This is a genomic window from Pseudomonas sp. G1002 (assembly GCF_013385455.1).
Lineage (GTDB): Bacteria > Pseudomonadota > Gammaproteobacteria > Pseudomonadales > Pseudomonadaceae > Aquipseudomonas.
In genome coordinates this window covers 128,982-148,515 of record NZ_JACAPY010000024.1, presented here as the reverse complement: position 1 = coordinate 148,515, position 19,534 = coordinate 128,982, and the positions used below count along the sequence as shown (strand labels likewise).

The following is a 19,534-nucleotide window of genomic DNA, read 5'->3' as shown; positions in this document are numbered from 1 at the left end:
GCCTGCACAGGCCTCCCTTTTTTTATGGCCGCAAAGCGGCAAGCCCTCATTGCCGCTTTACTGGCGTTTCGCGGAAACCCTTTGCCGCTTTTCTGGCATTGCCGCCGGCAATTCCCTCGCAAACCCATGATTTACGGGGCTCAAGCAACTTGGCATGGCCCTTGCTAAATCCTTGTTACGAAAAGCAGGTCAGCCCCTAAAGGTTTCCGCCATGAGCATCAGCTTCGATAAAGCGCTCGGTATCCACGAACAAGCACTGGGCTTTCGCGCCCAGCGTGCCGAAGTCCTGGCCAACAACATCGCCAACGCCGACACCCCGAACTACAAGGCTCGGGACCTGGACTTCTCTGCCGTGCTCGCCGCCCAGCAAGACAAGACCAAGAACGGCACCTTCGCCCTGAACATGACCAACAGCCGTCATATCGAGGCGCAAGGCCTGGGCAATGGTGACGAGTCGCTGCTGTATCGCACGCCGATGCAACCGTCGATCGACCAGAACACCGTGGACGCCCAGTTGGAGCAATCGGCCTACGCCGAGAACTCAGTGAACTTCCAGGCCAGCTTCACCCTGCTCAACAGCAAATTCAAAGGGCTGATGTCAGCCTTGCGTGGAGAATAAGCCATGTCCCTCGCCAGTGTTTTCAATATTGCCGGTAGTGGCATGAGTGCGCAGACCACGCGCCTCAACACCGTCGCCAGTAACATCGCCAACGCCGAGACCGTGTCTTCGAGCATTGACCAGACCTACCGCGCCCGGCACCCGGTGTTCGCCACCATGTTCCAGGGCGGCCAGGGCGGCCAGAGTGGCAGCGGCGATTCGCTGTTCCAGAACCAGGATGCCGCAGGCCAGGGCGTGCAGGTGCTCGGTGTGGTCGAAGACCAGAGCAACCTCGAAGCCCGCTACGAGCCGAATCACCCTGCCGCGAACGAAAAAGGGTACGTGTACTACCCCAACGTCAACGTGGTCGAGGAAATGGCCGACATGATTTCCGCCAGCCGCTCGTTCCAGACCAACGCGGAAATGATGAACACCGCCAAAACCATGATGCAGAAGGTCCTGACCCTGGGTCAGTGATAAGGGGCGCCAAATAATGGCCATTGTTGATAACAATTCGACGAACACGGCAGTCCAGGACCTTTTTAATTCCAAGGTCAAGACGGCGACAGATAACACCAGCGTCGGTGACGCCGCCAAGTCGGCGACGGGCAACCAGGCGATGGGCAAGGACGCGTTCCTGCAATTGCTGGTGACCCAGCTGAAAAACCAGGACCCGCTGTCGCCCCAGGACAATGGCGCGTTCGTCGCACAGTTGGCGCAGTTCAGCAGTCTGGAAGGCATCAACAACCTGAATGACTCGGTGAATGCGATTTCCAGCAACTTCAGCTCCTCCCAGGCGCTGCAGGCTTCGTCGCTGGTGGGGCGTTCGGTCATCACCCAGACCGACAAGGCGATGGTGGATACCAGCAAGAGCATGACCGGTTCCGTGGCGGTGACGGCGGCGACGGGCAACGTCTCCGTCAAGATCACCGACAAGGATGGCAACGTCGTTCGCACCATCGACATGGGCGCCCAGAGCGCCGGCAACTCCAGCTTCGTCTGGGACGGCAAGACCGATGCGGGTGAGACGGCGCCACCCGGCACCTACACCTTCAATGCCACCACCAAGAATGACAAGGGTGACTCGGTGGCCCTCGCCACCTCGCTGCCGGCAACGGTGACCAGCGTAACCCTGGGCACGAACGGCGCTGAAATGGTGCTGAACCTGGCGGGCGGCCTGGGCAGTATCAAGCTGTCGCAAATTCAGACTATCGGTACATAGAGCCGGCTAAATACGGCAAAAGGAGAGAACAATGTCTTTTAATATCGGCCTTAGCGGCCTCTATGCGGCCAACAAACAACTGGACGTGACGGGTAACAACATCGCCAACGTCGCGACCACCGGCTTCAAGTCGTCCCGTGCGGAATTCGCGGATATCTACGCGGCTTCCAAGCTGGGTACCGGCCAGAACAGCATCGGCAATGGCGTGAACCTGGCGGCCGTGTCCCAGCAGTTCACCCAGGGTGACGTCAACAACAGCGGCGGCACGCTCGACATGGCGATCCAGGGCGGCGGCTTCTTCGTGCAGAAGGGCAGCGACGGTTCGCTGGAATACACCCGCAACGGTGCGTTCCGGGCCGACAAGGACGGCTACATCACCAACAACACCGGCACCTCGCGCCTGCAAGGCTACGCAGCGGATGCCGATGGCAACATCCAGAAGGGCGGCTTGACCGACCTGCAGCTCAACCTGTCGTACCTGCCGCCGAAGGCTTCGAGCAAGGTGGATTCCACCAGTAACCTGAACTCCTCCGAGACGGCGATCGACCAGACGGCGCACCCGTTTGATCCGACCAAATCGGACAGCTTCACCACTCAATATTCCACCACGCTCTACGATACGCAGGGCAACGCGCATCCGATGGTGCAGTACCTGGTGAAGACCGACTCCAACACCTGGAAGTCCTACACCCTGATCGATGGGCGCAACCCTGACGGCTCGCCGATCAGCGGCACCGGTACTGACGTGAAGGCGCCAGTCGCCTCGACGCTGTCGTTTGACACCTCCGGCAAGCTGACCGGGATCGTTACCCCGCCAGCCACCGCTTCCAATACCACCCTGACCATTTCCGACTGGAAGCCGGGCGGCCTGGTCAATGGTGTCTGGACGCCTAATGGTGCGGCCGCCAACGCAGACGGCGTGGCCGTCAACATGGGGAACATCACCCAGTACAACTCCGCCACCTACCGCAACCCGCCGACCACCGATGGCTACGCCACCGGGCAAATCACCGGGCTGAAAATCGACGGCAGCGGTGTACTGTTCGCCACGTTCAGCAACCAGCAGAGCAAGGCCATCGGCCAGATCTCCCTGGCCAGCTTCAACAACGAGCAGGGCCTGCAGCCAGCCGGCGGCACCACCTGGAAAGAAACCTTCGCGTCGGGCCAGCCGGGTTTTGATACCCCGCAAGTCGGCACCCTGGGTTCGATCGTGGCCAACTCCCTGGAGAACTCCAACGTCAACCTGACCAACGAGCTGGTGGACCTGATCAAGGCCCAGAGCAACTATCAGGCGAACGCCAAGACCATCTCCACTCAAAGCACCATCATGCAGACCATCATTCAGATGACCTGATGTTGTCGCTTTAACTCGCTTTACCGAAAAGCCCCTCACGTGAGGGGCTTTTTTTTGGACGTTCAGATAACGCCTATAGGCGGGGGCGTCACAGGCGGATACACGGCTGTCGGAACGGTACAAGGCCAGCCGGGCGATATCTGGAGCGGATTCAGTCAGGGCCCTGGCGGCAACTGCATCACTGTTTCAGCGATAAAAGCCGCCATGATGCACTTCGGCCAGAAGCCCACCGATGTTTTCAAGGAGGTGAAATACCTGCGCGAATCGCGACGGTGTTGTTCCAGGCAAAAGAAAACCCCCGATACGCCGTAGGCCTATCGGGGGTTTTTCAACCTTGGGTGGTTAGACCCAGGGTGTGCTCAGCTTATTGGCAAGCTTCGCAATCCGGCTCGTCGATCGCGCAGGCTTTAGGCACTGGCGCCGGGCCGGCAGGTGCGGCGAGAACCGAATCATCACCGTGGTTGCCGCCGCTGGAAACAGCGTTCAGCTTGCCGGTGTTGATGGTCGACTTCTCGGTGCTGGTGGCAGCCAGGGCACGGAGGTAGTAAGTGGTTTTCAGGCCACGGTACCAGGCCATGCGGTAGGTCACGTCGAGCTTCTTGCCCGATGCGCCGGCGATGTACAGGTTCAGCGACTGAGCCTGGTCGATCCACTTCTGGCGACGGCTGGCGGCGTCGACGATCCACTTGGTGTCCACTTCGAAGGCAGTCGCGTAGAGCTCTTTGAGTTCTTGCGGGATGCGCTCGATCTGCTGCACCGAACCGTCGTAGTACTTCAGGTCGTTGATCATGACCGAGTCCCACAGGCCGCGGGCTTTCAGGTCGCGAACCAGGTACGGGTTGATCACGGTGAATTCGCCCGACAGGTTCGATTTCACATACAGGTTCTGGTAGGTCGGTTCGATCGACTGCGACACGCCGGTGATGTTGGCGATGGTGGCGGTCGGTGCGATGGCCATGATGTTGGAGTTACGAATGCCTTTCTGCACGCGGGCACGTACCGGCGCCCAGTCCAGGGATTCGTTCAGGTCAACGTCGATGTACTTCTGGCCACGTTGCTCGATCAGGATCTGTTGCGAATCCAGCGGCAGGATGCCTTTGGACCACAGCGAACCCTGGAACGTCTCGTAGGCGCCACGCTCGTCGGCCAGGTCGCAGGAAGCCTGGATCGCGTAGTAGCTGACCGCTTCCATGGACTTGTCGGCGAACTCGACTGCAGCGTCCGAACCGTAAGGAATGTGCTGCAGGTACAGCGCGTCCTGGAAGCCCATGATGCCCAGGCCGACCGGACGGTGCTTGAAGTTGGAGTTCTGCGCCTGGGGTACCGAGTAGTAGTTGATGTCGATAACGTTATCGAGCATGCGAACGGCGGTGTTCACGGTGCGTTCCAGCTTGGCGGTGTCCAGCTTGCCGTTGACGATGTGGTTCGGCAGGTTGATCGAGCCCAGGTTGCAAACGGCGATCTCGTCCTTGTTGGTGTTCAAGGTGATCTCGGTGCACAGGTTCGAGCTGTGGACCACGCCCACGTGCTGCTGCGGGCTGCGCAGGTTGCACGGGTCTTTGAAGGTCAGCCATGGGTGGCCGGTTTCAAACAGCATGGAGAGCATTTTGCGCCACAGGTCTTTGGCCTGGATGGTCTTGAACAGCTTGACCTTGCCCGGGTATTCGGTGAGGGCTTCGTAGTACTCGTAGCGCTCTTCGAAAGCCTTGCCGGTCAGGTCGTGCAGGTCCGGTACTTCGGATGGCGAGAACAGGGTCCACTTGCCGTCATCGAAGACGCGCTTCATGAACAGGTCAGGGATCCAGTTGGCGGTGTTCATGTCGTGGGTACGACGACGGTCATCACCGGTGTTCTTGCGCAGCTCGATGAACTCTTCGATGTCCATGTGCCAGGTTTCCAGGTAGGCACATACAGCGCCCTTGCGCTTGCCACCCTGGTTCACGGCTACGGCGGTGTCGTTCACTACTTTGAGGAACGGTACAACGCCCTGGGACTTGCCGTTGGTGCCCTTGATGTACGAACCCAGTGCACGCACCGGGGTCCAGTCGTTACCCAGGCCGCCGGCGAATTTGGACAGCATGGCGTTGTCGTGGATCGCGTGGTAGATGCCCGACAGGTCATCCGGCACGGTGGTCAGGTAGCAGCTGGACAGTTGTGGACGCAGGGTACCGGCGTTGAACAGGGTCGGGGTCGACGACATGTAGTCGAAGGACGACAACAGGTTGTAGAACTCGATGGCACGGTCTTCTTTCTGCTTCTCTTCGATCGCCAGGCCCATGGCCACGCGCATGAAGAACACTTGCGGCAGTTCGAAGCGGATCCCGTCCTTGTGGATGAAGTAACGGTCGTACAGGGTTTGCAGGCCCAGGTAAGTGAACTGCTGGTCGCGCTCGTGGTTGATCGCCTTGCCGAGTTTTTCCAGGTCGAAGGTGGCCAGGATCGGGTTCAGCAATTCGAATTCGATACCCTTGGCGATGTAGGCCGGCAGGGCCTTGGCGTACAGGTCGGCCATCTCGTGGTGGGTGGCGCTGTCGGCGACTTTCAGGAAGCCCAGGCCTTCGGCACGCAGGGTGTCCATCAGCAGGCGCGCGGTGACGAACGAGTAGTTCGGCTCACGCTCGACCAGGGTACGGGCGGTCATCACCAGTGCGGTGTTGACGTCGGTCAGGGCCACGCCGTCGTACAGGTTCTTCAGGGTTTCGCGCTGGATCAGGTCGCCATCGACTTCTTCCAGGCCTTCGCAGGCCTCGGTGATGATGGTGTTCAGGCGGCCCAGGTCCAGCGGTGCAAACGTACCGTCGGCCAGGGTGATGCGGATCGACGGGTGAGCTTGTACGGCAGCTTCTTCGGCCGGGGAACGTACGGCACGTTCCTTGGCGCGCGAGTCACGGTAGATCACGTAGTCGCGGGCGACTTTCTGCTCGCCGGCACGCATCAGGGCCAGTTCGACCTGGTCCTGGATTTCTTCGATGTGAATGGTGCCGCCCGATGGCATGCGACGCTTGAAGGTTGCGGTGACCTGTTCGGTCAGGCGGGCAACGGTGTCGTGGATGCGCGACGAGGCAGCAGCGGTGCCGCCTTCAACTGCAAGAAACGCTTTGGTGATCGCGACGGTGATTTTGTCATCGGTGTAAGGAACGACAGTGCCGTTACGCTTGATCACACGCAATTGGCCGGGCGCGGTGGCGGACAGATCCAGGTTCGAATCAGCGGCCTGCGGCACGGAGCCCTGCGGGTTCTCGCGAGTTGTGTCGGTTTGCATGGGGGGTTGTCTCCACATTCTATATTTATTTGGGCACCATCACGGTGCCCACCGTTCCGTCCTGAAGCACTTACAACAGGCCAGGGGCCTGGCATAACAACTTCGGGACAGGAGGAAGGGAGCTGTTCGCGCCGCTTCCATGCCGAAGTCTTCGGTTACAAGCCTTGGGGCTCTTTACCGTATTCCTGGTGGGTGACAGTTTCGTACTGCAACACCCGTACCGTTTTCGCCTGATCGGGGCAGAAAGCGGCTGCCATCCGCGTGCGCGGTTTGGTCTTCTGAAAAAGGCTTAAGTTCACCAAACAGGAGCAAGAAAGAGCTTGAGTTTCTTGTCTGATTTGTGTTTGGTCTTTTCGCTGAAAACCCTACATGTAGGGTTTTTTTTGCGACGACCTACAAGATAATGCGTTTTGGGGGGCTTAGCAACGGACTACCTGTGGATAACGCTGTGGGTAAAATGTGTATGAAACGTGGAATGGCCGTGTAGGCCGCAGTACTGCTGCATTGCGCCGTTTGTCACCGAATATTCCGAGGTAAAAACAACCGGTTGGATTTTTGCGGGCGCGAACCCTATCACAAAAAAACACGATGTCCGAACGCATTTGCGCGCTTGTGGCAGAGGGCCGGCCCGTTGCTACAATCGGCGGTTATCCATACAGTTTATGCCTCGCCTACATGACAACTGTAGGAGCGGGCTTGCCCGCGAAGGACGTCAACGATGACGCTGGAAACCTGAATAAACGCGGCGCCCTCGAGTTTTCTCGGGCAAACCCGCCCCTACAATAATTAGAACCGAGGTAACGCATGGAGCAAGAAGCCTGGCAGGTATTGATTGTCGAGGACGACGAGCGACTGGCCGAGTTGACCCGTGACTACCTGGAGAGCAACGGCTTGCGGGTGTCGGTGGAAGGCAATGGCGCCCTCGCGGCGGCGCGGATCATCGCCGAGCAGCCGGACCTGGTGATCCTCGACCTGATGTTGCCCGGTGAAGACGGCCTGAGCATTTGCCGCAAGGTGCGCGAGCACTACGACGGGGTGATCCTGATGCTCACCGCGCGCACCGACGACATGGACCAGGTGCTGGGCCTGGACATGGGCGCCGACGATTACGTATGCAAGCCCGTGCGTCCACGCCTGTTGCTGGCACGCATCCAGGCCCTGCTGCGGCGCAGCGAAAGCGTCGAGCCGGCACTCCCCGAAAAACAGCGGCGCCTGCAATTCGGCCCGCTGGTGGTGGACAACGCCCTGCGTGAAGCCTGGCTGCACGAAGGCGGCATCGAACTGACCAGCGCCGAATTCGACCTGTTGTGGCTGCTGGTGGCGAATGCCGGGCGGATCCTGTCCCGGGAAGAAATCTTCACCGCCTTGCGCGGTATTGGCTATGACGGCCAGGACCGCTCCATCGACGTGCGCATCTCGCGCATCCGCCCGAAAATCGGCGACGACCCGATTCACCCACGCCTGATCAAGACCATTCGCAGCAAAGGCTACCTGTTCGTCCCCGAAGCTGCGGCTGACCTGACGCCGTGAACTCAATCTTCCTGCGCATCTACGGCGGCATGTGCGCGGCGCTGATTCTGGTGGCGTTGCTCGGCGTACTGGCCTTGCACCTGCTCAATGAAGTGCGCAGCGGCCAGTACCGCGAGCGCCTGGCCCACGGCACCTTCGCGCTGATGGGCGACAACCTGCAACCCATGAGTGCCATCGAGCGCCGCCGCGCCCTGGCAGTGTGGGAGCGCTTGCTGGGTATCCCGCTGCAATTGCAGACCGTGGCCGAGGCGCACCTGGACCTGACCCAGCGTAGCCGTCTGCAACGTGGCCAGGTGTTGGTGGAGCAAACCGGGCCTCATGCGGCCAGGGTGCTGCGCTTGGTCAGTGACCAGGAGCAACTGTTGCTGACCGGTGAAGTGCAGCAAATCAGCGAACAACTGGCGCGCGCGACGATTTACCTGCTGGCCGATGAACTGGTGCGTTTCCCGGTGGCGGAGCAACCGCAGAAACTCGCAGACCTGAAGGAAGCCAAGGGCTTTGGTTTCGAGATGCACCTGGTGATGCTCAATCAGGCCGATATGGACGAAGACCAGCGCCGCCGCGTGTCCGAAGGCGATACCGTGATGGCCCTGGGCAAGGGTGGGGATTCGATCCGGGTATTTGCCGGCATGGTCGGCACGCCGTGGGTCCTGGAAATCGGCCCGCTGTATCAGATGAATCCGTACCCGGCGCAATGGCTGATCCTGATTGCGCTGATCAGCCTGACCTTGATCGGCTTGATCGTCTATTTATTGGTGCGCCAGCTGGAGCGGCGCTTGAGTGGCCTGGAAGCCGCCGCCACGCGCATCGCCAAAGGCAGCCTGGAAGTGCGGGTGCCGGCCCGCGGCGCCGATTCGGTGGGGCGCCTGGCGGCAGCGTTCAATGGCATGGCCGAGCACCTGCAACGCCTGTTGGCAATTCAGCGCGAACTGGTGCGGGCGGTGTCCCACGAACTGCGCACCCCGGTGGCGCGCCTGCGGTTCGGCCTGGAGATGATCGGCGACGCGGCCACGCCTGAAGCGCGGCGCAAGTATATGGAGGGCATGGACAGCGACATCCAGGACCTCGATGGCCTGGTGGACGAAATGCTCACCTACGCGCGGCTGGAACAGGGGGCGCCGGCACTGAATTTCCAGCGGGTCGACCTCAATGCGTTGCTGGATCAGGTGATTGATGAACTGTCACCGCTGCGCCCGGAAATCAACGTGGCGCGGGGCATCTGCCTGTCCTCGGCACATTGGGACGATGCATGGGTGGAGGCCGAGCCGCGTTACCTGCACCGTGCCCTGCAAAACCTGGTGAGCAACGCCATGCGCCACGCCCAGGGGCAGGTGCTGATCAGTTACCAGGTGGGCCAAGTGCGTTGCCGCATCGACGTGGAAGACGACGGGCCGGGCGTACCGGAAAGTGCCTGGGAGCGGATTTTCACGCCGTTCCTGCGCCTGGATGACAGCCGGACCCGCGCGTCGGGTGGGCACGGCCTGGGGTTATCCATTGTGCGGCGGATCATCTATTGGCACGGCGGCCGGGCGTTGATCAGCAAGAGCAACAATCTGGGTGGCGCGTGTTTCAGCCTGAGTTGGCCACGGGATCAGGAGAAGGTCTAGGCCTGGACGGCCACCAGGCTCAACAACTGCCCCTCATCCACCGCAAACTGCGCCTCCAGTTCCTTGCCATGGCACCATTCTGCGGACAAGTCCGTCAGCAACCGCAGCCGCGCATGGCCGGTATCCGACCACTCCAGCAACTCGGCATGCTCAAAATAAAAGCGCTTCTGCACGATCGGGTAGAGCGCCTTGAACAGGCTCTCTTTCGCCGAAAACGTCAGCGTCACCAGTTGCGCAACCTGCTCCCGCGGCCCGGCGGCCATGCGCAGCAATTCATCCGGTGTGAGGATCTCCCCGGCCAGGCGTTCCGCCCGCTCCAGGGTCAGCAGGTTCTCCAGGTCCATCCCCAGCCCGCGCCACTGTGACTTGTGGGCGACGATGGCCGCTGCATGGCCGGTGCTGTGGGTGATCGAACCGCTGATGTGCGCGGGCCAGACCGGCGCGCGGTCCTCGCCGATCGCCGGCACGCAATCCAGCCCGTCCAGCTGTTGCAGGGCCGCGCGGGCGCACAGGCGACCGGCCAAGAACTCCGCCTGCCGCTTGGCCACCGAACGCTGGATGCTCGCGGGTGGCGGCACGGCGCTGCGCTGGAAATCGCCGATGGCCAGCAGGGCCGGGTCAAAACGGGTGCTCAGCAAGACCGTGCCGGGCAAGGCATCGGGCAACGGCCAATGGGCGTCAAGTGGGGTGCAGCAGGCGGGTAGGGAATTCATGCCGGGTATTTTGCCGAGTTGCAGGGCCGCTGGATAGCCTGCGGCCGGGGATACGTAAATAACTCTTTACACAGTAGCCGGCCTCGGTTCAGCCCAGGTTCAGAGAGTGTTCAGGGGGAGTTCAGGGGCGTCTGCGTAGTCTGGCCCCGTACCCAAAGCCCAAGCGTATGAGGTAGCACCATGACTGCGATCAAGAAGCTGATGTTGGCCTTAACCATGCTCAGCGCCACCGCTGGCGTCCAGGCCTCTGATTCGAGTTTCGCGGGTTTCTCCAAGGAGAAGAGCAAAAAGCCCTACAGCCTTCTCCAGCGGGTGAGCTTTGAGGATGCCGGTGAACAGGCAGCTCCATGGGGCCAGTCCCTGGGCCAGCACACCCCGCAGTCAGACTACCGCGTGGGCAATGAAAACCTGTCAGGTCACTTCAACGGCAGTAAATTGCGCCAGCAAGACCTGCAGGGCCGCTATGATATACCCCAGTTGGAAAGTTGATTTGCCTTGGAGAGCTTTATGAAATTGCTGGTTGTCGAAGATGAGGCGTTGCTGCGCCATCACCTGTTGACCCGCCTTACCGACAGCGGTCACGTGGTCGAGGCCGTCGCCAATGCCGAAGAGGCGCTGTACCAGACCGGGCAATTCAACCACGACCTGGCGATCATCGATTTGGGCCTGCCCGGCATGGGCGGCCTGGACCTGATCCGCCAATTGCGCGCCCAGGCCAAGACCTTCCCGATCCTGATCCTGACCGCCCGTGGCAACTGGCAGGACAAGGTTGAAGGCCTGGCAGCAGGTGCCGACGACTACGTGGTCAAGCCGTTCCAGTTCGAAGAGCTGGAAGCGCGGATGAACGCACTGTTGCGCCGCTCCAGCGGTTTCACCCAATCCACCATCGTCGCCGGGCCGTTGCTGCTGGACCTCAATCGCAAGCAGGCGTCCCTCGACGAACAGCCACTGGCGCTGACCGCCTACGAATACCGCATCCTCGAATACCTGATGCGGCATCACCAGCAAGTGGTCGCCAAGGACCGCCTGATGGAACAGCTCTACCCCGATGACGACGAGCGTGATCCGAACGTGATCGAAGTGCTGGTGGGCCGCCTGCGCCGCAAGCTGGAAGGCCCGGCGGGTTTCAAACCGATCGACACCGTGCGTGGCCTGGGCTACCTGTTCAATGAGCGCTGCCGTTGATTCGCTCGCTACGTGTACGTTTGATGCTCGCGGCCACCATCCTGGCCGTGCTGTTTATGCTGGCCTTGTTGCCGGCCATGCAGGGCGCCTTCAGCCTGGCCCTGCAGGACTCCATCGAGCAGCGCCTGGCGTCGGATGTCACGACGCTGATTTCGGCTGCCCGGGTTGAAAACAATCGCCTGCTGATGCCCGCGCAGTTGCCGGACGAGCGTTTCAACCTCACCGACAGCCGCCTGCTGGGCTACATCTATGACCGCGAAGGCCATCTGGTCTGGCGGTCGCGCGCCACACAGGAAGAGAACATCAACTACAAGCCGCGCTATGACGGGCGCGGCAACGAATTTGCGCGGATACGCGAGGCCAACGGCCAGGAATTTTTTGTCTATGACGTCGAGGTCAAGCTGCTGGGCGGCAAGAGCGCGGCGTTCAGTATCGTCGCCCTGCAACCGGTGCGTGAATACCAACTGACCCTCGAAGGCCTGCGGGAAAACCTCTACCTGGGCTTCGGCGCCGCCTTGCTGGTGCTGCTGACCCTGTTGTGGCTGGGCCTGACCTGGGGCCTGCAGGCGCTGCGCCGGCTGAGCCAGGAACTGGATGAAATCGAAGGCGGTACCCGGGAAAGCCTCAGCGAGCAACACCCGCGCGAGCTGCTGCGCCTGACCGGCTCCCTGAACCGGTTGCTCCACAGCGAGCGGGAGCAACGCACCCGTTACCGCGATTCCCTGGATGACCTGGCCCACAGCCTGAAAACCCCGTTGGCGGTGTTGCAAGGCGTGAGTGAAGACATGGCCCAGCGCCCCGAAGATCGGGACCAGGCCTGGGTACTGCAATCGCAGATCGAACGCATGAGCCAGCAGATCAGCTACCAATTGCAGCGCGCCAGCCTGCGTAAAAGCGGCCTGGTGCGCCACCAGGTGCGGCTGGAGCCGGTGCTGCAAAGCCTGTGCGACACGCTGGACAAGGTTTATCGCGATAAGGGCGTGAAGGTCGCCTTTGAACTGCCGGACGAATGCGACGTGCCGATCGAGAAGGGCGCCTTGCTGGAACTGCTCGGCAACCTGCTGGAGAACGCCTATCGCCTGTGCCTGAGCGAAGTGCGCATCACCTTGCAGGAAAGCCTGGAGGGCACCGAGTTGTGCATCGAAGACGATGGCCCCGGCGTGCCGCCGGACCAGCGTGCGCGCATCCTGCAGCGGGGCGAGCGGCTCGACCGCCAGCATCCGGGGCAGGGGATTGGCCTGGCGGTGGTCAAGGACATCATTGAAAGCTATGGCGCCCGGCTGACCCTTGGGGATTCACCGCTGGGTGGGGCTGCGTTCAAGATCCACTTCCCGGCTGTTTGATCTTTATTGGCTGTGCCGGCCTCTTCGCGAGCAAGCCCGCTCCCACATTCGATGGCATTCCCAAGGTGGAACTCGGTCAAATGTGGGAGCGGACTTGCTCGCGAAGAGGCCAGTCGCATCAATACACACCTAGGTTTCTTGTGCTCTATAGGCCCCCGGCGTCAGCCCGGTCCACTTCTTGAACGCCCGATGAAACGCCGACGGTTCGGAAAACCCCAGCTGCTCGGCGATCTCCTGCAGCGACAAATCCGCCCGCCCCAAATGATAGATCGCAATGTCCCGGCGCAACTCATCCTTGAGCGCCTGAAAGCTGGTGCCTTCCTCCCGCAAATGCCGACGCAGGGTCTGCGGGCTGATATGCAGGTGCTGGGCGACGGCTTCGAGGTCGGGCCAGGGCGTGCGGTCGCGGCTCAATAAGCGGCGCAACTGGCTGCTCAGGCTGTCGCCTTCATCCGGCCGCGACAGCAGGTCGGCCGGGGAGCGTTCGAGGAAATGCTTGAGGGTGCGCTCGTCCTGCAACAACGGCAGGCTCAGGTAGCGGCTGGGGAACACCAGGCTGCTGGTGGGTGCCGCGAATACCTGCGGGCAGGGGAACAGCAAGTCGTACTCACCGGCATGGGCCGGCGTCGGGTAGCTGAAGGTGGCCTGGTGCAGGCGGATGCGCTGGCCAATCAGCCAACTGCCGAGGCGGTGCCAGATCACCAGCAGGCATTCGCTGAGGAAGTGATCCGGGTCCCAGAGTTGCGAATCGTCCAGGCTCAGGCGGGCCATTTCTCCTTCACGTGTCAGACGCCAGCGCGGACCCTGCGGGAATAGGCTATAAAATAATAAGCCGCGTTCCAGAGCCTTCTCCAGGGTGCGGCAGTGAATCAGCGCGTGGCACATCATGGCGAAAGTGCCGCGCTTGCTCGGGCCTTCGGCGAAGCCCAGGTATTCGTCATCCAGCGCCAGCCACAGCATTTGCAACAACTGGGTGAATTGCTCGGGGGCGATGCGGGCGCGGGGCTCGCTCAGCAGTTCCGCAGTGATGCCGACCTGCTGCAGCAGGCCCGAATAATCGTAGCCGGCCCGGCGAGCACCGCCGAGAGCGGCTCGGGCGTAGTGACTGGCGATGGTTCGTTCACGCATGAGGGGCCTCGTCCATTGAGTGGCGGATGTTAGCCACCCCGGGCGGGTGCAACAAGGCGGATATCCGCCAAATTGTAGGACGAGATCAGGCGAGCAGGCGGAAATCCGCCACTGTCTGTAGGCATAACCTTAAGCTGGAAATCGCCCGAGCGCTGATGTCTAAAGGCCTTCAGGGAGTTTCAGCAGAAGTGGCACGACGCTTGCGATACAGAGCGCAGGGAGACCGCCTCGAGCAGGCTCTCAAACAACAAATCCCTCCAGTGCAGGAGGGTTCGCAATTCAAGTGTCGTGGGCAATGGCGGATATTTGCCACACGGGACGATTGAGGAACTTTGCAATGACGACTCGTCAGCCACTGTACAAATCCCTGTATTTCCAGGTGATCGTTGCAATCGTTATCGGTATTTTGCTCGGTCACTTCTACCCGCAGACCGGCGTGGCCCTCAAGCCACTGGGTGACGGCTTTATCAAGCTGATCAAAATGGTCATCGCCCCGATCATCTTCTGCACCGTTGTCAGCGGCATCGCTGGCATGCAAAGCATGAAATCGGTCGGCAAGACCGGCGGCTACGCGCTGCTGTACTTCGAAATCGTCTCCACCATCGCCCTGCTGATCGGCCTGGTCGTGGTCAACGTCGTGCAACCGGGCGCCGGCATGCATATCGACGTGGCTACCCTGGACGCCTCCAAAGTCGCGGCCTACGTGACTGCCGGTGCCGACCAGAGCATCGTTGGCTTCCTGCTGAACGTGATCCCGAACACTATCGTTGGCGCGTTCGCTACCGGTGACATCTTGCAAGTGCTGATGTTCTCGGTGATCTTCGGTTTCGCCCTGCACCGCCTGGGTGCCTACGGCAAGCCGGTGCTGGACTTCATCGATCGTTTCGCCCACGTGATGTTCAACATCATCAACATGATCATGAAGCTCGCGCCACTCGGTGCCCTGGGCGCCATGGCGTTCACCATCGGTGCCTACGGCGTAGGTTCGCTGGTGCAGCTCGGTCAGCTGATGATCTGCTTCTACATCACCTGCATCCTGTTCGTGGTGCTGGTGCTGGGCGCCATCTGCCGCGCACACGGCTTCAGCGTCCTGAAACTGATCCGCTACATCCGTGAAGAACTGCTGATCGTACTGGGTACTTCCTCGTCCGAATCCGCACTGCCACGCATGCTGATCAAGATGGAACGCCTGGGCGCCAAGAAGTCGGTAGTCGGCCTGGTTATCCCGACTGGCTACTCCTTCAACCTGGACGGTACTTCGATCTACCTGACCATGGCTGCCGTGTTCATCGCCCAGGCGACTGACACCCACATGGACATCACCCACCAGATCACCCTGTTGCTGGTACTGCTGCTGTCGTCCAAGGGCGCTGCTGGCGTGACGGGTAGTGGTTTCATCGTACTGGCCGCTACCCTATCGGCTGTTGGCCACCTGCCGGTTGCCGGCCTGGCGCTGATCCTGGGTATCGACCGCTTCATGTCCGAAGCCCGCGCACTGACCAACCTGGTTGGCAACGCTGTTGCAACCCTGGTTGTGGCCAAGTGGGTCAAGGAACTGGACGAAGACAAGCTGAAAGTCGAACTGGCTTCCGGTGGTCGCGGTATCTCCGACACCCGTGAAGAAGACGACCTGGGCGTGGCCGAAGGCCCGGCTCCAACCGCCGTCAAGTAAGGCTGCAGCGTTTGTGAAAAACCCATCTTCGGATGGGTTTTTTTATGCCTTCGGGAAGCATCAGTCACTTCGGATGATGGTTTATGTGATTGCCGCCGACCGCCGGGTTTGCCTACTCTGTGGCCAATCGAATCGGAATCGGAGTCCGCATGTCAGGTCCCTTGGCGTCCCTCAAAGTACTGGATTTCTCCACCTTGCTGCCGGGGCCGTTCGCCTCGTTGCTGCTGGCCGACATGGGCGCCGAGGTGTTGCGCATCGAATCCCCCACGCGCATGGACCTGCTGCGAGTACTGCCGCCCCATGACCAGGGCGTGTCGGCCAGCCATGCCTATCTGAACCGCAACAAACGCAGCCTGGCCCTGGACCTCAAACAGGCCGAGGCGGTGGCGATCGTGCGGCAACTGGTGGCGGACTACGACATCGTCCTCGAGCAATTCCGTCCCGGGGTCATGGAGCGCCTGGGCCTGGGTTACGAGGCGTTGAAGGCGATCAACCCAAAGCTGATCTACGTCTCCATCACCGGCTACGGCCAGACCGGCCCCTACAAGGATCGCGCCGGCCATGACATCAATTATCTGGCCCTGGCAGGCATTGCCAGCTACACCGGGCGCCAGGACAGCGGGCCGTTGCCCTTGGGTGTGCAGTTGGCGGATGTGGGGGGCGGCTCGTTGCACGCGGTGATCGGTTTGCTGGCGGCGGTGATTGCCCGGCAGCACAGTGGGGTGGGGCAATACCTGGACGTGAGCATGACCGACTGCGCCTTCAGCCTGCATGCCATGGCCGGCGCCGGTTACCTGGCGTGCGGCGTGGAGCCGGCGTGGGAGAACCAGGTGCTCAATGGCGGCAGTTTCTATGACTATTACCGATCGCGGGAAGGACGCTGGTTGTCGGTGGGCAGTCTGGAGCCGGCGTTTATGCAGCAGCTGTGTACGGCCCTTGGCCGCCCTGAATTGGCGGCAATGGGCCTATCGCCCAAACCCGAGCAGCAGAAAGCCCTCAAGCTGGCGCTGCAGGTCGAGTTCGAGAAACGCAGCTTTGATGAGCTGTGTGAGCTGTTTGCCGGGATTGATGCGTGTGTCGAGCCGGTGCTGAATCTGAGCGAGGCCGTTGAACACCCGCAGTTGAAAGCCCGGGAGCTGGTCAGCCAGGTGCCGCGGGGCGATGGTTCCAGCCAGGCGCAAATGGCCTGCCCGCTGAAGTTTTCCGAGGGCTTGCCGGCGGCCAGGCACATAGGCGCGGCGGTGGGCGCTCACAGCGATGAGGTGTTGGCGGAGTTGGGCTTCAGTGCTCAGCAGATAGATGATTTGCGGCGTGCCAAGGTGATTCAGTAGCGCCTGGGCCGGCCCCTTCGCGAGCAAGCCCGCTCCCACATTCAACCGAGTTCCATCGTTGGAATGCGATCAAATGTGGGAGCGGGCTTGCTCGCGAAGAGGGCCATACAAGCACCACAAACCTCACTCGACGCGGGTTTCCCCGGTAAACACCAAAGTCTGCCGGCACCTGCGGCACAAATACCGCCGCCCCTGGCCCACCAACCCGTGACGCTGGGGCGAAAACGGGAAGTCACTGTCGGCACACGGACAGCGGTAGATATACCGCGTGACGCGCCGCCGCTGGATTTCATAGGTGTGGCAGCGGTCCGGCGGCAGTTCGTAAACCCCACGCATGATCAGCTGCCATTCCTCGCCATGGGGCTGGATGCGCTCGCCGAACAATTGGTGGGCAATCAGGTGCGCCACTTCATGGGCGACTGTCTGTTTAAGGAAGTGTTGGCTGTTTTCACGGTAGAGCTGCGGGTTGAAGCGCAGCAGGTTCTCGTGCAAATGCGCGACACCGGCCTTCTGGCCCCGCAGCTTGAGGCTGACCTGGGGGCGTTTGAAGCTTCGTTTGAAAAAGGATTCGGCTTGCAGGAAACAATCTTCGACGCGGGTATTGAGTTGCTCGGGCATGCTGTACATATCTCCAGAGATGTCCAGTATGCCGCAAACAAGGGTGTATCCGAATCTGTCAGGCGCCGAATGGTCATGCATAACGCACAAAGCCACCTTGCGGTGGCTTTTCCTGCGGGTAAACCGCGTCAGTTGGTGTAGATCGGGCCTACGCCCAGCCCCCAGACGATCACGGTAAAGGCCATGATCGCCACCAGCACCACCAGGCCTACCGCCAGTACCGAGCTGGAAAACAGGAAGCCCTCGTCCGGGTGAATATTCATGAAGGTCGGCAGCCCCACGTACAGCAGATACACCGTGTAGCAAATGGCCGCCGTGCCCACCACCATGCCCAGCCACATATGCGGGTACAGCGCCGCCAGCCCGCCGATAAACAGCGGTGTCGCGGTGTAGGTGGCAAACGCCACGCAGCGCGCCATGCTGGGGTTGGCGTCATAGGTGCGGGCCATCCAGTGAATGAACGCGCCCATCACCGCCACGCCGCCGAGCATCGCCGCGTAGGACATGAGGGTCATCCACAACGCGCTTTCCACCGTCAGCATCACCGGGGCGCGGCTGCCGATGACCCAACCCACCTGAGTGGTACCGATAAAGGCTGAGACAGCGGGGATGGCCGCGAGAATCAGCGTGTGGGTGAGGTACATGTGGCCGATGCTTTCTTCTTTATCGCCACGAATTTCCCGCCATTCCTGATCGGGGTGGGTGAAAAGTCCCACGACGTGATGGATCATGCCAGTCACTCCTGTCGTTATTACCATCGCCCCCCAGCGGAGCGCCCACGGGCCAATTGGCCTGAAAGGTCTGGATATATGTGCGACCTTATGTCGCAGTATAGGAAGTGATGACCGGAAAAAGTGTGGGGCTTTAGAGCAAATTGCGCTGTAAACATTGGGCTTAATCGCGGCGGGGTCTGTTGATTGGAATGCGGTCAAATGTGGGAGCGGGCTTGCTCGCGAATGCGGTGGGTCAGCTAAACACCTGGCGAATGACACTTCGCGTTCGCGAGCAAGCCCGCTCCCACATTGGAACTCGGTCGTCCATCCCGGTAAAATACCCGGCTTTTCGTCACACACCTTTCGCGGATCCAAGCGCCATGGGCACTCTTACGGTCAACCAGAACAAACTGCAAAAACGCCTGCGTCGCCTGGCCGGCGAGGCAGTCGCCGATTTCAATATGATCGAAGAGGGCGACAAGGTCATGGTCTGCCTGTCCGGCGGCAAGGACAGCTACACCATGCTCGACGTGCTGATGCACCTGCAAAAGGTCGCGCCGATCAAGTTCGACATCGTTGCCGTGAACATGGACCAGAAGCAGCCGGGTTTTCCCGAGCATGTGCTGCCGGCCTACCTCAAGGCATTGGGGGTCGAGTACCACATCGTCGAGAAAGACACCTATTCGGTGGTCAAGGAGCTGGTCCCGGAAGGCAAGACCACCTGCTCGCTGTGCTCGCGCCTGCGCCGTGGCACGCTCTATACGTTTGCCGACGAAATCGGCGCGACCAAGATGGCCCTCGGTCATCACCGCGATGACATCGTCGAAACCTTCTTCCTCAACATGTTCTTCAACGGCAGCCTCAAGGCCATGCCGCCCAAGCTGCGGGCCGATGACGGGCGCAACGTGGTGATCCGCCCACTGGCGTACTGCCATGAGAAGGACATCCAGGCCTACTCCGACCTCAAGCAATTCCCGATCATCCCGTGCAACCTCTGCGGCTCCCAGGAAAACCTGCAGCGCCAGGTGGTCAAGGACATGCTCCAGGATTGGGACCGCAAGACCCCGGGCCGCGTCGACAGCATCTTCCGCAGCTTGCAGAACGTGCAGCCGTCGCAGTTGGCTGACCGTAACCTGTTCGACTTCACCAGCTTGCGTATCGACGAAAGTGCGGCGTCGCGCTTCGTCAACGTAGTGAACCTCTGAGTGTTTTCACCGCTCTGACAGACGGCGCTCCTGGGCGCCGTTTTCATTTCAAT

17 protein-coding genes are annotated in these 19,534 nt (G+C 61.0%); 12 read left to right on the top strand and 5 right to left on the bottom strand.

The window, feature by feature from the left end:
* The first annotated feature begins 211 nt into the window (after positions 1-211).
* From flgB to flgE, 4 genes are read left to right on the top strand one after another with little or no spacing between them, the layout of a single operon-like run.
* Positions 212-619: a flagellar basal body rod protein FlgB gene (flgB, locus tag HX801_RS13025; protein WP_003214246.1), complete on the top strand. Its 408-nt coding sequence runs from the start codon at positions 212-214 to the stop codon at positions 617-619.
* 3 nt (positions 620-622) lie between these two features.
* Entirely contained in the window at positions 623-1,075 is a 453-nt protein-coding gene (gene flgC, locus HX801_RS13020; protein ID WP_003214244.1) for a flagellar basal body rod protein FlgC, read from the top strand.
* Positions 1,076-1,091: 16 nt separating this feature from the next.
* Positions 1,092-1,820: a flagellar hook assembly protein FlgD gene (flgD, locus tag HX801_RS13015; RefSeq protein WP_177022206.1), complete on the top strand. Its 729-nt coding sequence runs from the start codon at positions 1,092-1,094 to the stop codon at positions 1,818-1,820.
* 31 nt (positions 1,821-1,851) lie between these two features.
* A complete protein-coding gene (flgE, locus tag HX801_RS13010) occupies positions 1,852-3,174 on the top strand; it encodes a flagellar hook protein FlgE (protein ID WP_003214240.1) in 1,323 nt (440 codons plus the stop codon).
* Between the two features lie 364 nt (positions 3,175-3,538).
* Here the strand turns inward: flgE and HX801_RS13005 are convergent, their stop codons facing one another.
* A complete protein-coding gene (locus tag HX801_RS13005) occupies positions 3,539-6,436 on the bottom strand; it encodes a ribonucleoside-diphosphate reductase subunit alpha (RefSeq protein WP_008435294.1) in 2,898 nt (965 codons plus the stop codon).
* 804 nt (positions 6,437-7,240) lie between these two features.
* On the opposite strand from HX801_RS13005, the gene HX801_RS13000 reads away from it, so the two are divergent.
* Positions 7,241-7,966 carry a response regulator gene (locus HX801_RS13000; RefSeq protein ID WP_177022205.1) on the top strand — a complete coding sequence of 242 codons (726 nt, stop codon included), beginning with the start codon at positions 7,241-7,243 and terminating at the stop codon, positions 7,964-7,966.
* Positions 7,963-9,573, top strand: a complete 1,611-nt coding sequence (locus HX801_RS12995) for an ATP-binding protein (protein WP_003214234.1) — start codon at positions 7,963-7,965, stop codon at positions 9,571-9,573. Before HX801_RS13000 ends, HX801_RS12995 begins: the two co-directional genes overlap by 4 nt.
* Here HX801_RS12995 and HX801_RS12990 read toward each other — a convergent pair.
* Complete coding sequence (locus HX801_RS12990; RefSeq protein WP_102369713.1) at positions 9,570-10,286, bottom strand: 4'-phosphopantetheinyl transferase; 717 nt, start codon at positions 10,284-10,286, stop codon at positions 9,570-9,572. The two genes, HX801_RS12995 and HX801_RS12990, sit on opposite strands and share 4 nt — an antisense overlap.
* Positions 10,287-10,466: 180 nt before the next feature.
* On the opposite strand from HX801_RS12990, the gene HX801_RS12985 reads away from it, so the two are divergent.
* From HX801_RS12985 to HX801_RS12975, 3 genes are read left to right on the top strand one after another with little or no spacing between them, the layout of a single operon-like run.
* Positions 10,467-10,775, top strand: a complete 309-nt coding sequence (locus tag HX801_RS12985) for a hypothetical protein (RefSeq protein WP_003214230.1) — start codon at positions 10,467-10,469, stop codon at positions 10,773-10,775.
* 18 nt (positions 10,776-10,793) lie between these two features.
* Complete coding sequence (locus tag HX801_RS12980) at positions 10,794-11,471, top strand: response regulator transcription factor (protein WP_003214228.1); 678 nt, start codon at positions 10,794-10,796, stop codon at positions 11,469-11,471.
* Positions 11,468-12,814 (top strand): ATP-binding protein, encoded by a 1,347-nt coding sequence (locus HX801_RS12975; protein ID WP_023659245.1) that lies wholly within the window; start codon positions 11,468-11,470, stop codon positions 12,812-12,814. Before HX801_RS12980 ends, HX801_RS12975 begins: the two co-directional genes overlap by 4 nt.
* Before the next feature lie 129 nt (positions 12,815-12,943).
* Here the strand turns inward: HX801_RS12975 and HX801_RS12970 are convergent, their stop codons facing one another.
* Entirely contained in the window at positions 12,944-13,942 is a 999-nt protein-coding gene (locus tag HX801_RS12970) for an AraC family transcriptional regulator (protein WP_177022204.1), read from the bottom strand.
* Positions 13,943-14,279: 337 nt separating this feature from the next.
* Between HX801_RS12970 and HX801_RS12965 the strand changes: the two genes are divergently transcribed.
* Complete coding sequence (locus tag HX801_RS12965) at positions 14,280-15,614, top strand: dicarboxylate/amino acid:cation symporter (protein WP_008435307.1); 1,335 nt, start codon at positions 14,280-14,282, stop codon at positions 15,612-15,614.
* Between the two features lie 149 nt (positions 15,615-15,763).
* A complete protein-coding gene (locus tag HX801_RS12960) occupies positions 15,764-16,945 on the top strand; it encodes a CaiB/BaiF CoA-transferase family protein (RefSeq protein WP_177022203.1) in 1,182 nt (393 codons plus the stop codon).
* A gap of 123 nt (positions 16,946-17,068) precedes the next feature.
* On the opposite strand, the gene HX801_RS12955 is transcribed toward HX801_RS12960, so the two are convergent.
* The gene (locus HX801_RS12955) at positions 17,069-17,563 is read right to left on the bottom strand and encodes a SprT family zinc-dependent metalloprotease (RefSeq protein ID WP_004371405.1); all 495 of its coding nucleotides are present in this window, start codon (positions 17,561-17,563) and stop codon (positions 17,069-17,071) included.
* 128 nt (positions 17,564-17,691) lie between these two features.
* Positions 17,692-18,294: a Yip1 family protein gene (locus HX801_RS12950; protein ID WP_004371402.1), complete on the bottom strand. Its 603-nt coding sequence runs from the start codon at positions 18,292-18,294 to the stop codon at positions 17,692-17,694.
* 362 nt (positions 18,295-18,656) lie between these two features.
* On the opposite strand from HX801_RS12950, the gene ttcA reads away from it, so the two are divergent.
* Positions 18,657-19,481 carry a tRNA 2-thiocytidine(32) synthetase TtcA gene (ttcA, locus tag HX801_RS12945; RefSeq protein ID WP_102604979.1) on the top strand — a complete coding sequence of 275 codons (825 nt, stop codon included), beginning with the start codon at positions 18,657-18,659 and terminating at the stop codon, positions 19,479-19,481.
* The last annotated feature ends 53 nt before the right edge of the window (positions 19,482-19,534 follow it).

Excerpts from the sequence above, each read along its gene's own strand:
- flgB (WP_003214246.1), top strand. The coding sequence starts at position 212 with ATGAGCATCAGCTTCGATAAAGCGCTCGGTATCCACGAACAAGCACTG.
- flgC (WP_003214244.1), top strand. The coding sequence starts at position 623 with ATGTCCCTCGCCAGTGTTTTCAATATTGCCGGTAGTGGCATGAGTGCG.
- flgD (WP_177022206.1), top strand. The coding sequence starts at position 1,092 with ATGGCCATTGTTGATAACAATTCGACGAACACGGCAGTCCAGGACCTT.
- flgE (WP_003214240.1), top strand. The coding sequence starts at position 1,852 with ATGTCTTTTAATATCGGCCTTAGCGGCCTCTATGCGGCCAACAAACAA.
- HX801_RS13005 (WP_008435294.1), bottom strand. The coding sequence starts at position 6,436 with ATGCAAACCGACACAACTCGCGAGAACCCGCAGGGCTCCGTGCCGCAG.
- HX801_RS13000 (WP_177022205.1), top strand. The coding sequence starts at position 7,241 with ATGGAGCAAGAAGCCTGGCAGGTATTGATTGTCGAGGACGACGAGCGA.
- HX801_RS12990 (WP_102369713.1), bottom strand. The coding sequence starts at position 10,286 with ATGAATTCCCTACCCGCCTGCTGCACCCCACTTGACGCCCATTGGCCG.
- HX801_RS12985 (WP_003214230.1), top strand. The coding sequence starts at position 10,467 with ATGACTGCGATCAAGAAGCTGATGTTGGCCTTAACCATGCTCAGCGCC.
- HX801_RS12980 (WP_003214228.1), top strand. The coding sequence starts at position 10,794 with ATGAAATTGCTGGTTGTCGAAGATGAGGCGTTGCTGCGCCATCACCTG.
- HX801_RS12970 (WP_177022204.1), bottom strand. The coding sequence starts at position 13,942 with ATGCGTGAACGAACCATCGCCAGTCACTACGCCCGAGCCGCTCTCGGC.
- HX801_RS12965 (WP_008435307.1), top strand. The coding sequence starts at position 14,280 with ATGACGACTCGTCAGCCACTGTACAAATCCCTGTATTTCCAGGTGATC.
- HX801_RS12960 (WP_177022203.1), top strand. The coding sequence starts at position 15,764 with ATGTCAGGTCCCTTGGCGTCCCTCAAAGTACTGGATTTCTCCACCTTG.
- HX801_RS12955 (WP_004371405.1), bottom strand. The coding sequence starts at position 17,563 with ATGCCCGAGCAACTCAATACCCGCGTCGAAGATTGTTTCCTGCAAGCC.
- HX801_RS12950 (WP_004371402.1), bottom strand. The coding sequence starts at position 18,294 with ATGATCCATCACGTCGTGGGACTTTTCACCCACCCCGATCAGGAATGG.
- ttcA (WP_102604979.1), top strand. The coding sequence starts at position 18,657 with ATGGGCACTCTTACGGTCAACCAGAACAAACTGCAAAAACGCCTGCGT.